Annotated in this window: 10 protein-coding genes and 1 pseudogene; 4 read left to right on the forward strand and 7 right to left on the reverse strand. The window is 68.3% G+C overall.

From position 1 onward, the window contains the following. Positions 1-17: 17 nt before the first annotated feature. On the reverse strand, positions 18-1,322 hold the full coding sequence (gene shiA / locus LXE91_RS18170; protein ID WP_039367443.1) for a shikimate transporter: 1,305 nt from the start codon (positions 1,320-1,322) through the stop codon (positions 18-20). A 358-nt stretch (positions 1,323-1,680) separates the two neighbouring features. Between shiA and LXE91_RS18175 the strand changes: the two genes are divergently transcribed. Continuing rightward, positions 1,681-2,808: a 4-hydroxyphenylpyruvate dioxygenase family protein gene (locus tag LXE91_RS18175; protein ID WP_039367446.1), complete on the forward strand. Its 1,128-nt coding sequence runs from the start codon at positions 1,681-1,683 to the stop codon at positions 2,806-2,808. Positions 2,809-2,868: 60 nt separating this feature from the next. On the opposite strand, the gene LXE91_RS18180 is transcribed toward LXE91_RS18175, so the two are convergent. After that, the gene (locus LXE91_RS18180) at positions 2,869-4,104 is read right to left on the reverse strand and encodes an NADH:flavin oxidoreductase (RefSeq protein ID WP_039367449.1); all 1,236 of its coding nucleotides are present in this window, start codon (positions 4,102-4,104) and stop codon (positions 2,869-2,871) included. A gap of 218 nt (positions 4,105-4,322) precedes the next feature. Here LXE91_RS18180 and LXE91_RS18185 point away from each other — a divergent pair, with 218 nt between their 5' ends. Continuing rightward, positions 4,323-5,540: a DUF2252 family protein gene (locus LXE91_RS18185; RefSeq protein WP_039367452.1), complete on the forward strand. Its 1,218-nt coding sequence runs from the start codon at positions 4,323-4,325 to the stop codon at positions 5,538-5,540. A 26-nt stretch (positions 5,541-5,566) separates the two neighbouring features. Here the strand turns inward: LXE91_RS18185 and LXE91_RS18190 are convergent. The 3 genes and pseudogenes from LXE91_RS18190 to LXE91_RS18200 all read right to left on the reverse strand — a co-directional run. After that, a pseudogene (locus LXE91_RS18190) lies at positions 5,567-5,986 on the reverse strand (HipA domain-containing protein); the annotation flags it as partial. Positions 5,987-6,086: 100 nt separating this feature from the next. Next, the gene (ribBA, locus tag LXE91_RS18195; protein WP_039367458.1) at positions 6,087-7,211 is read right to left on the reverse strand and encodes a bifunctional 3,4-dihydroxy-2-butanone-4-phosphate synthase/GTP cyclohydrolase II; all 1,125 of its coding nucleotides are present in this window, start codon (positions 7,209-7,211) and stop codon (positions 6,087-6,089) included. Next, positions 7,208-8,146 carry an alpha/beta hydrolase gene (locus LXE91_RS18200; protein ID WP_039367460.1) on the reverse strand — a complete coding sequence of 313 codons (939 nt, stop codon included), beginning with the start codon at positions 8,144-8,146 and terminating at the stop codon, positions 7,208-7,210. Before LXE91_RS18200 ends, ribBA begins: the two co-directional genes overlap by 4 nt. 281 nt (positions 8,147-8,427) lie before the next feature. Between LXE91_RS18200 and LXE91_RS18205 the strand changes: the two genes are divergently transcribed. Then, complete coding sequence (locus tag LXE91_RS18205; RefSeq protein WP_039367462.1) at positions 8,428-9,618, forward strand: helix-turn-helix transcriptional regulator; 1,191 nt, start codon at positions 8,428-8,430, stop codon at positions 9,616-9,618. A 195-nt stretch (positions 9,619-9,813) separates the two neighbouring features. Here LXE91_RS18205 and LXE91_RS18210 read toward each other — a convergent pair whose 3' ends face one another. Beyond that, complete coding sequence (locus tag LXE91_RS18210; protein ID WP_039367465.1) at positions 9,814-10,479, reverse strand: cation diffusion facilitator family transporter; 666 nt, start codon at positions 10,477-10,479, stop codon at positions 9,814-9,816. Positions 10,480-10,732: 253 nt separating this feature from the next. Next, positions 10,733-11,917, reverse strand: a complete 1,185-nt coding sequence (locus LXE91_RS18215) for a thiolase family protein (RefSeq protein ID WP_039367467.1) — start codon at positions 11,915-11,917, stop codon at positions 10,733-10,735. Positions 11,918-12,434: 517 nt separating this feature from the next. Here LXE91_RS18215 and LXE91_RS18220 point away from each other — a divergent pair. Further along, a complete protein-coding gene (locus tag LXE91_RS18220; protein ID WP_039367471.1) occupies positions 12,435-13,457 on the forward strand; it encodes a DNA-binding protein in 1,023 nt (340 codons plus the stop codon). Positions 13,458-13,556: the final 99 nt, after the last annotated feature.

Here is a 13,556-nt window from a genome sequence, read left to right on the forward strand (position 1 = left end):
GCCATCGGGTCAGGGTATTAATGCGCCGCCCGCATCCGCGCGGCGACCACCAGCGAGATCAGGCAGCCCACCGCGAGATAACCGGCGACGAGGTGCCACGAGCCGCCGGCCACGCTGACGAGGCCGACCGCGATGAACGGCGTGAACCCGCCGCCGACCACGCTCGCGAACTGGTAGCCGACGCCCGCGCCGCTATAGCGGTACTCGGCGCCGAACAGCTCGGTGAACAGCGGCTGCTGAACGCTCACGACCATGTCGTGCGCGGCGTTCGCGAGCAGGATCGAGAAGATCACGATCCACGCGACCGACCGCGCTTCCAGCGCGACGAAGAACGGGACCGCGGACGCCAGGCCGATCAGCGCGCCGATCAGGTAGATGCGGCGCAGGCCGTAGCGGTCGGCCAGCCACGCGAAACACGGGATCGTCACGCAGCTCACCGCGCCCACCAGCAGGCCGATGTTCAGGAACAGGTCGCGCGACATGCCGAGGTTCGTCGTCGAATAGCTGAGCGCGAACGCGGTGACGATATACATCGTGAACAGTTCGGCGAGACGCAGCGCGATGATCAGCAGGAATGCCTTCGGATGACGCGTGAGCGCTTCGAGCACCGGCAGGCGCAGCTTGCGGTTGCCGTGCTCGACCTTCTCGACGAACTCCTGCGATTCGTCCATGTTCTTGCGCACCCACATCCCGATCAGCACGAGCACGATGCTGAACACGAACGGCAGGCGCCAGCCCCACGACTTGAATGCGGCCTCGCCGAGCGTGTGGCTCAGGATCGACACGATGCCCGTGGCCAGCACGAGGCCGACGCCGTAGCCGACCTGCACGCCGCTGCTGTAGAACGCCTTCTTCTGCTTCGGCGCGCTTTCGACGGCCATCAGTGCCGCGCCGCCCCATTCGCCGCCGACCGCGAAACCCTGGATCGCGCGCATCAGCACCAGCAGCACGGGCGCCCACCAGCCGATCGTCGAGAACGCCGGCAGCAGGCCGATCGCGACCGTCGACAGCCCCATCAGCATCACGGTCAGCACCAGCATCCGCTTGCGGCCGAGCCGGTCGCCGTAGTGGCCGAACACGATGCCGCCGAGCGGCCGGAACAGGAAGCCGACGCCGAAGGTGGCGAATGCCGCGAGCGTGCCCATCGTGGGGCTGACTTTCGGGAAGAACTCGGAATTGAATACCAGCGCGGCGACGATCCCGTACAGCAGGAAGTCGTACCAGTCGACGACGGCGCCGACGAAGCTGCCGATCGCGGCCTTGCGGGCCTGGCTGCGTATGCGGACACTGGCGGCGTCGAGGGTGTCGAAGGTTGGGGTCATGGCGATGTCTCCTGGCACGGCGCATCGTGGAATCGTGGCGGGGCCGCGTCCGATGCTGCATTGAAGTCGATGAGTGAACGGAGAATAGGGCGCGGGCCGCATGGCGGCAATTGGCCGATCGGTCAAAGTGCGCGATTATCGTTCAAGATCGTGCGATTATCGAACGCTTTCCGGGTTTGCACTAAGCGGCGTGACGATATCCCGTTTGGCCAGGGTGTGCCGGCGTGAACGAACTGGTTAAAATCGGCAGCATTGAAAACTCGCCCGTTTCGGGGCGGATCCGCGGTCGCCACCCCGGCCGCGCATGCCGCACGCGACGGGCGCCATCCCCATCGATCGCATGCCCCCGGAGACTGGAATGCCCGGCAATTCCCACCCCCTGTCCAGCGATACGCCGCCCGTTGCCGATCCGGCTGCCAATCCGCTCGGGATGGCCGGCCTCGAATTCGTCGAATTCGCGGCGCCCGTGCCGGAAGCGCTCGCGCAGCGCTTCGAGCAGCTCGGGTTCAAGGCGATCGCGCGGCACGTCAGCAAGAACGTCACGCTGTACCGGCAAGGGCAGATGCACTTCCTGATCAACGCCGAGCCCGATTCGTTCGCCGCCCGCTACGCGGAGGAATACGGGATGGGCGTGTGCGCGATCGGGCTGCGCGTGGCCAGCGCCCGGCGCGCGTTCGAGCGGGCGATCGAGCTCGGCGCGTGGGCGTTCGAGGGCGAGAAGGTTGGCGTCGGCGAGCTGAAGATTCCGGCGATCCAGGGCATCGGCGATTCGCACCTCTATTTCGTCGACCGCTGGCGCGGGCGAGACGGCCAGCGCGGCGGCGTCGGCGATATTTCGATCTTCGACATCGATTTCCGGCCGATCGACATCGCAACCGCGCATACCGATCTCGACTGCGTGGGCGTCGGGCTGCAGCAGGTCGATCATTTCACGCAGACCGTCGGCGCGGGGCGCATGCAGGAGTGGCTGGATTTCTACCACGACCTGCTGCATTTTCGCGAGATCCACGAAATCGACGCGCACTGGCATGTGTCCGAGGAATCGCGTGTGATGGTGTCGCCGTGCGGCGCGGTGCGGATTCCGGTCTATGAGGAAGGCACGCGGCGCACCCAGCTGATGCACGCGTATCTGCCCGACCATCCGGGCGAGGGCGTGCAGCACGTCGCGCTCTCCACCGACGACATCCTGTCCTGCGTCGATGCGCTGCGTGCGAACGGCGTTGAATTCATCGAGCCGCCGGCCCGCTATTACGACGACGTCGACGCACGCCTGCCGGGGCACGGTGTCGATCTGGATTCGCTGCGCCGGCGCGCGGTGCTGGTCGACGGCGAGATCGGCAGCGACGGCGTGCCGCGCCTGTTCTTCCAGACCTTCGTCAAGCGCCGGCCCGGTGAGATCTTCTTCGAAATCGTGCAGCGCAAGGGGCACCACGGGTTCGGCGAAGGGAATCTCGCGGCGCTCGCCCGCGCACGCGACGCCGGCTGACCGGTCGGGGCGCTCGCATCGGACATCGGGCGCTACCCGTCACGCGTGACACGTCAAGCGTCACGCGCCGGCGGCCGGCACGCGGTTCGGCGCGGGGTCGTTCGGCTCGCGCAGCACGCATGCGGTGCCGCCCGGCGTGTACATCGACACGACACAGCGGTTGCACGACGTGCAGCCCGACTGCACGAACCGGCCGTCGCGCAGCCCGTTGACGAAATCGGGCTCGAACACGAGCGCGCGTGCGAGCGCCACCGCGTCGAACCCTTCGCGCATCGCCAGTTCGACGTTCTCGCGTGAACGTACGCCGCCAAGGTAAGCGAGCGGCATCCTGACGGCCGCGCGCACCTTCTTCGAGTGCTCGAGGAAATACATCTCCCGAAACACGCCCATCTTCGGCTCGGTGAGCCTCTGCAGCGCCATTGCGGTGCGCACGATCGCGTTGTCGGCATTCGCGAGCGCGTCGCCGGGCAGCGGGCTGCCGAACAGCTGCCACACCGATTCGACGTTCATCCCGCCGCTGAGCACGAGCAGATGCGCGCCTTCGGCTTCGAGCCGCCGCGCGATTTCGCAAGCGTCGTCGGCGGTTCCGCCGCCGCGCACGCCTTCGGTCACGCCGATCTTGCAGACGACGGCGAGGTCGCGGCCCACTGCATCGAGCACGCGGCGCAGCACCTCGACCGGGAACGCGGCACGCCGCGCCGCGTCGCCGCCATACGCATCGCGGCGGCGGTTGTACAGCGGCGACAGGAACTGGCTGAGCAGATAGCCGTGCCCCATGTGGATCTCGACTGCATCGAAGCCGGCGTCGCGCGCATGGCGTGCGGCCTGCGCGAATTCATCGGCGACGGTCGACATCTGGTCGTGCGTCATCGCCTGCTTCAGGAAGCGGCCGCTCATCACGCCGACCTTGTTGAAGCCGCCCGACGCGCTCAATGGCCGTCGAGTCGACAGCGACGGCAGGAACGTGAAGCAGCCGCCGTGCGTGATCTGTGCGGATGCGGCGGCGCCGTGGCGATGGACGGCGTCGGTCAGCGCGCGGAACTGGCGGACCGTCGGCACGTCGAGCCGCGCCTGGTCGACGAACGTGCGGCCGTCGTCGCTGATCGCACAGTACGCGACGGTCGTCAGCGCGGCGCCGCCTTCGGCGATGCGTTCGTGAAAACGGACGAGCGCGCGCGACGGCACGCCGTTCGGCGTCATGCCCTCGTTGGTGGCGGACTTGATCAGTCGGTTGCGCAGCGTCAGCGGGCCGATCTGCAGCGGGCTGAACGCGGGGGACAGGTCGGTCGGTTCCATGTCGGGCGGAGGTCGGGAATGGGCTCGACGGTCATTGTGCGTACCCCGCACCGGCGCGCATCGTCCAGGTGGATGGCCCGATCCTGCCGAATGAAGCATGCGACGGCCGGCCGTGTCGTTCGGCCATTGGCAGCGCTGCCGGTTTGCACGAATGCATCGATCAATGGCATCGTGACGAAGCGGCACGCCGCACACGACAAGCACAACCGGAGAACCGCATGAGCAGCCAGTCACAGCCGAAGCACAAGCGCATGCCGAAACCCGCCGGGCGTCAGGCGATCCTGACCGAGCAGCGCCGCCGGAAGATGGCGCGTTCACCTCACGCGTACGTGCGCGGCAATACAGCCCGGTTCTACGAATGGCTCGTCGAAACCAACGGCAGCGCGCTGCCGCACGGCCCGTCGATCTGGATCTGCGGCGACTGCCATACCGGCAACCTCGGCCCGGTCGCGAACAGCGAAGGGAAGGTCGACGTGCAGATCCGGGATCTCGACCAGACGGTCATCGGCAATCCCGTTCACGACCTGATCCGCCTCGGGCTATCGCTTGCGACGGCCGCGCGCGGGTCCGCACTGGCGGGCCTGACGATCGTGCACATGATGGAGGCGATGACGGCTGGTTATGCGTCGGCATTCGGCAGCCGCAACGCGAAGCTGCCCGAACGACCGGAACCGGTGCACCTCGTGATGAAGCAGGCCATGCGCCGCTCGTGGCGGCAACTCGCGGTCGAACGGATCGAAGGGCTCGCGCCGACGATTCCGCTTGGTCGCCGCTTCTGGCCGCTGAGTGCGAAGGAATCCCGCGCGATCCGCAAGCTGTTCGGCGACGAAGCGATTGCGACGCTCGCCACGAGCCTCAAGGGCCGCAACGACGCGGGCAAGGTCGACGTGCTCGACGCGGCGTACTGGGTGAAGGGCTGCAGCTCGCTTGGACGGCTGCGCTACGCGGTGCTGCTCGACATCGACGGCGACGTCAGTGACGGCGACGACCTGTGCCTGATGGACGTCAAGGAGGGCGTGACGGCCGCCGCGCCGCGCGACGAAACGGCGACGATGCCGCGCGACAACGCCGAGCGCGTCGTGGAAGGCGCACGACATCTGTCGCCGGCCCTCGGCGAGCGGATGCGGGCCGCGCGCCTGCTCGATCGCGCGGTCGTGATCCGCGAACTGCTGCCACAGGATCTGAAGCTCGACATCGATCTGCTCGCCGAGGACGATGCGCGTGAAGTCGCGCGCTATCTGGGTGCGGTGGTCGGCGCCGCCCACGCGCGCCAGATGGACAAGCCGACACGCACGGCGTGGCGCACCGAACTCGGCCGCAACCGCGCGAAGACGATCGATGCGCCGATGTGGCTGTGGAACAGCATCGTCCAGCTCGTGAGCAGCCATGAAGCGGGGTATCTGGAGCATTGTCGGCGCTTCGCGGCAGGGGAGTAGCGTGTCGCCTCGAGCGACGGCCGAGGCTACCCGGCCGCGCCCAGCTTGCGGGCCTGCCGTCGCATGCCATCGAAGATCGCATCCGCCACGTCCGCCGGAAACTCCGCCGGGATCCGCGCTGCGGCCTCGGCGATCGCCGGTTCCGTGCGCGCGACGACGGCTGCCATCGCGGCGTGCACGTCATCTTCGGTCAGGCCGACACGCCGGCCCTGCGCGATCCAGTGGCGCGGCTGGATCTCGCCGATCACGTAGTGTCGGTTCTTCCCGCACACGGCCATCGCGAGGCGCGCGCGGCGCGGCGGAAGCTGGTTGCGGCGCGTGCCGATGATCGGATGCGCGGACAGCACGTCGTACAGCGGCGTGCTGCGGTAGGTGTTGCCGGGCAAATGCGCGATGCTGAAGTTCTTCGCGTGGCCGTCGATCGCCGCCAGCACCCAGAACACGATATGGCATGTATTGTCAAAATACAAATCATGGGCTGTATTCAATAAAAACAAACGATAGCCTGTCAAATGAAGGCCCCGCCGGCCATCCCGCGTCAACGCCTCACGCCGCTCGCAGCGGATTCGCGTGCACACTCCGCGCGCCTTCCGGATCGTCGTCGCCGAGCGGGATGAACGCCATGATCTCGAGGTCGTGCCCCGACAGCGCCGGCAGCCGGAACGGGCTCGACAGCACGTTCAGCCGCCGCACGCCGAGCTCGCGCAGGATCTGCGAGCCGATCCCCGTCACGCGTCCGTCGCGGCGCGCATGGCCGGCCGGCACCCGCATCGCGTCGCCGCGCATGTCGCAGTCGAGCAGCACCGCCACCCCGCAGCCGGCCGCGTCGATGCGTTGCAGCGCGGCGTGCAGCGGCCACGAATGCGCGGACGGCTCCGCATCGAGCAGGTCGAGCAGCGAATGGCATTCGTGCACGCGCGTCAGCACCGGTGTCGACGGATCGGGCTCGCCGCGCACGAGCGCGAGATGCGGCGCGCCGTGCACCGTGTCGCGATATTCGATCGCGCGGAATCGTCCCCAGGGCGTATGCAGCGGCCGCTCGCCGACGCGTTCGACGAGCGATTCGTGTTCGCGTCGGTAATGGATCAGGTCGGCGATCGTGCCGATCTTCAGCCCGTGATGCGCGGCGAACGCCTTCAGCTCGGGCAGCCGCGCCATCGTGCCGTCGTCGTTCATCACCTCGCAGATCACCGAGGCAGGCGTGAGCCCCGCGAGCGCCGCGAGATCGCAGCCGGCCTCGGTGTGTCCCGCACGCACGAGCACGCCGCCCGGGCGCGCGGCGATCGGGAACACGTGGCCGGGCTGCACGAGATCGTCCGGGCGGGCGTCGGCCCGCACCGCCGCACGGATCGTGTGTGCGCGATCGGCTGCCGAAATGCCGGTCGTCACGCCTTCGGCCGCCTCGATGCTGACGGTGAACGCGGTGCCGAACGGCGTGCCGTTGTGATCGGCCATCGGCGGCAGCTTCAACTGCTCGCAGCGCTCGGCGGTCAGCGTGAGGCAGATCAGCCCGCGCCCGAAGCGCGCCATGAAATTGATCGCGTCGGGCGTCACGTGATCGGCCGCGATCACGAGATCGCCTTCGTTCTCGCGATCCTCTTCGTCGACGAGCAGGACCATTCGGCCCGCCCGCAGTTCGTCGACGATCTCCAGCGTGCCGGCGAGCGTCATGAGGCCTCCGTCAAATCGAACGCGCGGCGCAGCGCGTCGGCGCCGAAGGTCAGCACGCGGTCGGCTGCATCGATCGCGCCGAGCATGCTCGCGAAACCGTGAAGCTGGCCCGGCCAGCGCACGAGCGTCACCGGGGTGCCGGCCTGTGCGAGACGCAGCGCATACGCTTCGGCCTCGTCGCGCAGCGGATCGAATTCGGCGCTGATGATCGTCGCCGGCGCGACGCCTGCGACGTCCGGCGCGGCGAGCGGGCTCGCGAGCGGCGACGCGCGATCGGCGCCTTCGTCGAAATAGTGCCGCTTGAACCAGCGCATCCAGTCCGCCGTCAGGAAATAGCCGTTGCCGAGCGTTTCGTACGACGGATGCTCGGTCGCGCAATCGACGACCGGATACAGCAGCAACTGGTGTGCGATCGCGATGCCCGAGCCGCGCAACTGCAGCGAGGCGACGGCCGCGAGATTGCCGCCGGCGCTGTCGCCGGCCACGGCGATCGCACCGGCGCGTGCGCCGAGATCGCGCGCACTGGCGGCGGCCCAGCGCACCGCGTCGCATGCGTCGTGCGCGGCCGCCGGGAAGCGCGCTTCGGGTGCAAGCCGGTAGTCGACCGACAGCACGAGCGTGCGCGCCCGGGCCGCGAGGCTGCGGCACAGGTTCGCGTGCGTATCGATCCCGCACGACACGAAGCCGCCGCCGTGGAAGAACACGGTCAGCGGCAACGGCCCGTCGGCGGCGGGCCGATACAGCCGTGCGGACAACTGACGGCCCGCCAGGGGAATCTGCCAGTCCGCTTCGGCGGCGACGGCATCGCCCGGAGCGAACGCGCCACCGGCGGCAAGGTTCGCGCGATACGCGGGAACGGTGAGCTGCGCGAAATCGATCGCGGGTGCCTGGGCAAACGCGGCGAGCAACGCCTGCGCCTGTGGGTCGAGCGGCATGGGGACTCCTGTCTGAATCGGATGCGTTTTGAATCAGGTAAACCCGTGTCGCGGTTTTCCCTGAGTCCGCGCCGGACGCTTGCCGGCACGGCCTGACGGGCATTCCAGCGTAGCGGGCAGGGCGCCACATCATCCGATCGGACGATGGTTCGTTCGCACGGATGGCCAATTCTCACCATTCAGTGAATCTCCCGATGACGCCGGAATTTAGACGCGTCTTAATCATGGCGGCGCGGTTGGGTCGCGCCGGAAACATGTCGTATGGAGGATGGAGCGTGCTGATGGAGACGAGATGGGCTCCGCAAGAGAGCCAGGCAACCAGTGACGAGGCCGACATCGGCGTCGCGGATTTCAGCGAACTGATGGCGCGCATCTACCAGGGGCCGCTGGAGACGCCGCCGTGGGCCGGCGCGCTCGAACTGGTCCGCCGCTGGCTGCAGGCAAACTACGTGACGCTGATCCTGCGCGCGGCCGCGAGCGACCGCCGCGCGCCGCTGTCCGTGCACGCGTCGGAATTCGGCCCGGTGGTGCCGGGCGACGGAGAGGCGTCGTACAACAATTACTACTATTCGCTCGACCCGTTCGTCGGCCTGCCGGCCGATCGCGTGGTCACGGTCGACGACGTGTTCGGCGACACGGGCTGGCTGTCGAGCGAGTTGTACAAGCAGTTCCTGAAGCCGCAGGACGTGCGTTATATCCTCGGCGCCGACCTGCGCACGGCGTCGGGCGTCGAGTGCCGCTTCCGCGTGTGCCGCAACCATGCGTCGAAGCAGTTCTCCGCGCGCGACAAGGCGATCTGCGCGCTGCTGCTGCCGCACCTGAAACGCGCGGTGGAATTGCATTCGCGGCTCGACACGGCCGAGGTCGAACGCTCGATCTATGCGAATGCGATCAACCGGATGCAGATCGGCACGATCACGCTCGACGAGAACGGCACGATCATCGACCTGAACAGCGTGGCCGACGAGATCCTCAAGCAGAACAACGGTCTGACGATTGCGCGCGGCACGATCGAGGCGACCGATGCGCAGGAGAACCGCACGCTGAAACGGCTGATCCGCCATGCGGTGATGGGGCATCACGGCACGGCCGCGGCGACCGTCGAGGCGATGCCGATCACACGCAGCTTCGACAAGCCGCGCCTCGGGCTGCTGGTGCGCACGGTGCTTCTGTCCGACTGGTCGGAGGACAACAAGCGGCGGCCGGCCGTCACGCTGTTCCTGCGCGATCCCGACCGCAAGCCGCAGGGCGCGCAGGAGATCATCCGCAAGCTGTTCGACCTGACACCTGCCGAGACGTCGCTCGCGCTGCTGCTGACGAACGGGCTGACGCTCGAGGAGGCAGCGGAGGAATCGGGGATCAGCAAGAACACGGCGCGCACGCATCTGCGCGCGATCTTCTCGAAGACGGGTGCCACGCGCCAGGCGACGCTCGTGCGGATTCTGCTCGGGAGTGTCGTGCCGCTCGGGTAAGCGGCAGCCTGGGCCGATCCATCGGAACCGGCCGCATTCGTCTGTCGATACATCGACAGGGGCAACGCGTCGCGTGTCGCACGATCGCGGCGACATCATGCAAAAGAGGCTCGCACGGTGCGAGCCTCTTCTTCATTCAGCGCCGCAGAGAGCGGCTAGCCTGCCGCCCATGATGCATGGCGCTGCCCGCCGCGTTCACGAGCCCCGCGTCGACCGATCAGCCCATGCCGCCAGCGCCGGCCACTGCGCGCAACCGCGCCGGATGAAACCGACACCGGTACGTATCACGAGTGCGCCGATCGCAAGCGCGGCGAGATCGTCGAGACGGCCGAAGCCGACCAGCGCCGCGCTCATCGCGAGCGCTGCCAGCAGCGACGACAGCGCATCGGTCCGCACATGCCAGCCGCTCGCCTCGAGCAGCGCGGAGCCGGTCTCGCGGGCCTTGCGCAGCATCCAGTGCGACAGCGTGGCCTTGCCGGCGAGCGTGACGGCGACGAGTGCGAGTGTCGTCGCGCCCGGCTGCACGACGGGAGGCGTCGCGAACCCGTTCGTCGCATGCCGGATCATCTGCGCGCCGGTTACGACGAGCAACGCGCCGAGGCCCGCGAGCGCGAGCGGTTCGTAGGTCGGGCGCCGCTCCGGCGGCAGGCGCGCGTCGAGCCGGCACGCGACGAGAATCAGCGCATCCGCGGCGAGATCGATCGCCGCGTGGGCGACGTCCGCGAGCAGTCCCGACGAATGCGCGGACCATGCCGCGACCGTCTCGACGGCGAGCAGCAGCAGGTTGATCGCGAGACTGACGGCGAGGGCGCGGGACGTGGCCGCATAAACGTGGGACGTGGCGCGCGACGTGCGCTGCATGGCGGATTCGTCTGTCGAAAGCGTGGGTCAGACCCGAACGCTACCGGTCGACAGTGGCAGATCGGTGACACGGGCTGAATCGCCGAATTCGTGCGGGATGCGCACGAAAGCCCCCGTGCCGCCCGCCGGCGTGGCGACGTGCCGCCGAGGCGGTGACTGGCTGCACCGTTGCGCGGGAAGCCTGCACCGCGGGCCGCATCGCCCGCGGCGCTTCCCGTCCTCCGAATCGTCGACGCGCCGCGTCAGCTTCGACTCAAAGCGTCTCGATCGCCAGCGCGATGCCCTGGCCGCCGCCTATGCACAGCGTGACGACGCCGCGCTTGATGCCGTCGCGCTGCATCGAATGGATCAGGCGAGTCGTCAGCACCGCGCCCGTCGCCCCGATCGCATGGCCGTGCGCAATCGCGCCGCCTTCGACGTTGACGATCTCCTCGGCGATGCCGAGCTGGGCCGCCACCGCGATCGGCACGACCGCGAACGCTTCGTTGATTTCGAAACGCTCGACATCGGCCAGCGTCCACCCGGCCCGCTCCAGCGCGATCCTGACGGCCGGCACGGGGCCGAGCCCGAACATGCCGGGTTCGACGGCGGCGACGCCGAATGCAACCAGCCGCGCACTCGGTGCAATCCCGTGCGCGTCGGCGAATGCGCGGTCCGCAACCAGCATCGCCGCCGCACCGCTGTTCAGGCCCGGCGCATTGCCCGCGGTAATCGTGCCGTCCGGACGGAACGCCGGCTTCAGCTTCGCGAGCGCTTCGAGCGTCGTGTCGGGACGCGGCGTCTCGTCGCGCGCAAACGCGACGCGCGCCTTGCGTTGCAGGACTTCGACCGGCACGAGTTCGGCGTCGAACTTGCCGTCCGCCAGCGCGGTGGAAAAACGCTGCTGCGAGCGGAGCGCCCAGCGATCCTGGCGATCGCGCGAGATGTCGAGCTGGCTCGCGAGATCCTCGGTATGCCAGCCCGAATGCTGGTCGGAAAACGCGTCGACGAGGCCGTCGCGCAGCATGCTGTCGCGAATCGGCGCGTCGCCCATCCGGTAACCCCAGCGTGCGCCGTCGAGCAGGTACGGCGCGCGCTCCATGCTTTCCATGCCGCCGGCAATCGCCGCATTCGCGTAGCCCAGCAGGATCTCCTGCGCGGCGTTGACGACCGCCTGCGCGCCGGAGCCGCAGACGCGGTTCACCGTGAGCGCCGGCACCTTGACCGGCAGGCCCGCGCCGATGGCGGCCTGCCGGGCCGGATTCATCTTGTTGCCGGCCTGGATCACGTTGCCCAGGACGACCGTGTCGATCGCCGCGCCGTCGAGGCCGCTGCGCCGCAAGGTTTCGCGGATGGCGATCGCCCCGAGCTCGGTGGCCGGGGTGTCCTTCAGGGACCCGTTGAACGTACCGATCGGTGTCCGGACTGGGTGGCAGATGACGACTTCACGTGTGCTCATGGTGCATTCCTGGATCGCGTTGCAAGCTGCGCGGACGAGTCGGTTGCGAACGGGGGGCGCGCCGCGCCATTCGCGTCGCCGGTTCGATTGCGCCGTGACGCCGGCAGGACCGTCGGCGCGGTGCAATGCGGCCGCCTCCGATGACCGGATCACGCACCGCCCTGTGAGGGAACGGTATCTATGCATATGCATACTGTCAACGGGGGCTTTGCGCGTGGGAATGAGGGGCAGGGCACGCCATCGGGGGCGGCGTCGCGCATGACGATGCACACGTCGCGGCCGGGGACGGCTTTCGATCTCGCAATGTCGGTCTTTTGCGCTGATTGCAGAGGCTTCTGGGCGTGCCGGCGGGCCGGGGGGGAATCGGGGTGATGCGTTGCGCTCGGCGATTCTGTACGCGATCCCGAATTCGAGAATCTCGACATTATAGAAATAATGTCAAATTAACTCGCCAGGATGATTGGATATATAACGGTTTACGTTATATTATTTACTAAATCACCAGCCAAACCCCGCCATGTCCGATCTCGCTGCCGACGAATCCCGCCTGACCGCCGAAATCGAGCGCCTCAAGGCCGACTTCCCGAAAACCCGCGAGCTGTATCGCGAAGCCTGCGCACTGCTGTTCTTCCGCTTCGGCATCACGCCCACCGCGAACCGCCTGTACCAGCTCGTCCGCAAGGGCAGCATGAGCACGCCGACGGCCGTCCTCGGCGAGTTCTGGGCCGAGTTGCGGGAAAAGAGTCGCGTGCGTATCGAGCATCCCGATCTGCCGGCCGATCTGCAGGCGGCCGCCGGTGAACTGGTCGCGGCGCTATGGAATCGGTCGAGTGCGGACGCGGCCGGTGCGCTCGATGCATTGCGCGCGGAGGTCGAAGCCGAGCGGGTGGCGGCGAAGGCGGAAGTCGCGGTGCTACAGGCCGATCTGGCCCGCACCGAAACCGCGCTTGAGCAACGCACGGCCGCGCTGCTGGCCGCGCAGGTGCGCATTCAGGAACTGGAGCAGGCGAGGGCGGCGGACGACGCATCGCGGCAAGCGCTGCAAGCGGAGATCGAGCGCCTCACGGCGGACAACGCGGAAGGCGATCGCGCACTTGCGCAGGCGCGTGCGGACTTCACCACGCAGCTCGACCGGTTGCGCGACGATGCCGGCCGGGCCGAGGAGCGCTTGCGCGCGTCGGAGAAGCGGGCGCTTCAGGAGATCGATCGCGAGCGGCTCGCGGCCGCACGGCTGCAGAAGGAACTCGACGCAGCGGCATTGCGCGCGGAGCAGCGCGATGCGCAGCAGCGGAAGGAGGTGGCTGCACTGCAGGCGCAGCTCGGCGACGCGCTGCATCGATGCGGTGTGCTTCAAGGGCAGCTTGACGGCGCGCAGGCGGCCGATGCGGCACGGGGCAAGGAGCTCGATGCGCTGCGGCGTGAAATGACGGCGTTCTCGCGCCGGCCGGCGCTGCGTGGCGCCAAGGCAGCGCCAGCCGCACAACGGGACGAGCGGAGGGGGCGCACACGAAAGCGCGCAGACGAAGCGCCGCCTCGTTGACGGCGAAACCACGAGCGTGCGTCAGCCGAAGGCGACGCACGCCGGAAGCCTGAAGCGGGCAGGCAAGCGACCGAGCCCCTTACACCCGCGATCGCCCAC

Source organism: Burkholderia contaminans (genome assembly GCF_029633825.1).
In the GTDB taxonomy this organism is placed as follows: domain Bacteria; phylum Pseudomonadota; class Gammaproteobacteria; order Burkholderiales; family Burkholderiaceae; genus Burkholderia; species Burkholderia contaminans.

What these genes read in the sequence shown, in the direction of transcription:
- ribBA (WP_039367458.1), bottom strand. Translation starts at nt 7,211, where the DNA reads ATGACGCTCGCCGGCACGCTGGAGATCGTCGACGAACTGCGGGCGGGC.
- shiA (WP_039367443.1), bottom strand. Translation starts at nt 1,322, where the DNA reads ATGACCCCAACCTTCGACACCCTCGACGCCGCCAGTGTCCGCATACGC.
- LXE91_RS18215 (WP_039367467.1), bottom strand. Translation starts at nt 11,917, where the DNA reads ATGAGCACACGTGAAGTCGTCATCTGCCACCCAGTCCGGACACCGATC.
- LXE91_RS18185 (WP_039367452.1), top strand. Translation starts at nt 4,323, where the DNA reads ATGAGCAGCCAGTCACAGCCGAAGCACAAGCGCATGCCGAAACCCGCC.
- LXE91_RS18210 (WP_039367465.1), bottom strand. Translation starts at nt 10,479, where the DNA reads ATGCAGCGCACGTCGCGCGCCACGTCCCACGTTTATGCGGCCACGTCC.
- LXE91_RS18175 (WP_039367446.1), top strand. Translation starts at nt 1,681, where the DNA reads ATGCCCGGCAATTCCCACCCCCTGTCCAGCGATACGCCGCCCGTTGCC.
- LXE91_RS18205 (WP_039367462.1), top strand. Translation starts at nt 8,428, where the DNA reads ATGGAGACGAGATGGGCTCCGCAAGAGAGCCAGGCAACCAGTGACGAG.
- LXE91_RS18220 (WP_039367471.1), top strand. Translation starts at nt 12,435, where the DNA reads ATGTCCGATCTCGCTGCCGACGAATCCCGCCTGACCGCCGAAATCGAG.
- LXE91_RS18200 (WP_039367460.1), bottom strand. Translation starts at nt 8,146, where the DNA reads ATGCCGCTCGACCCACAGGCGCAGGCGTTGCTCGCCGCGTTTGCCCAG.
- LXE91_RS18180 (WP_039367449.1), bottom strand. Translation starts at nt 4,104, where the DNA reads ATGGAACCGACCGACCTGTCCCCCGCGTTCAGCCCGCTGCAGATCGGC.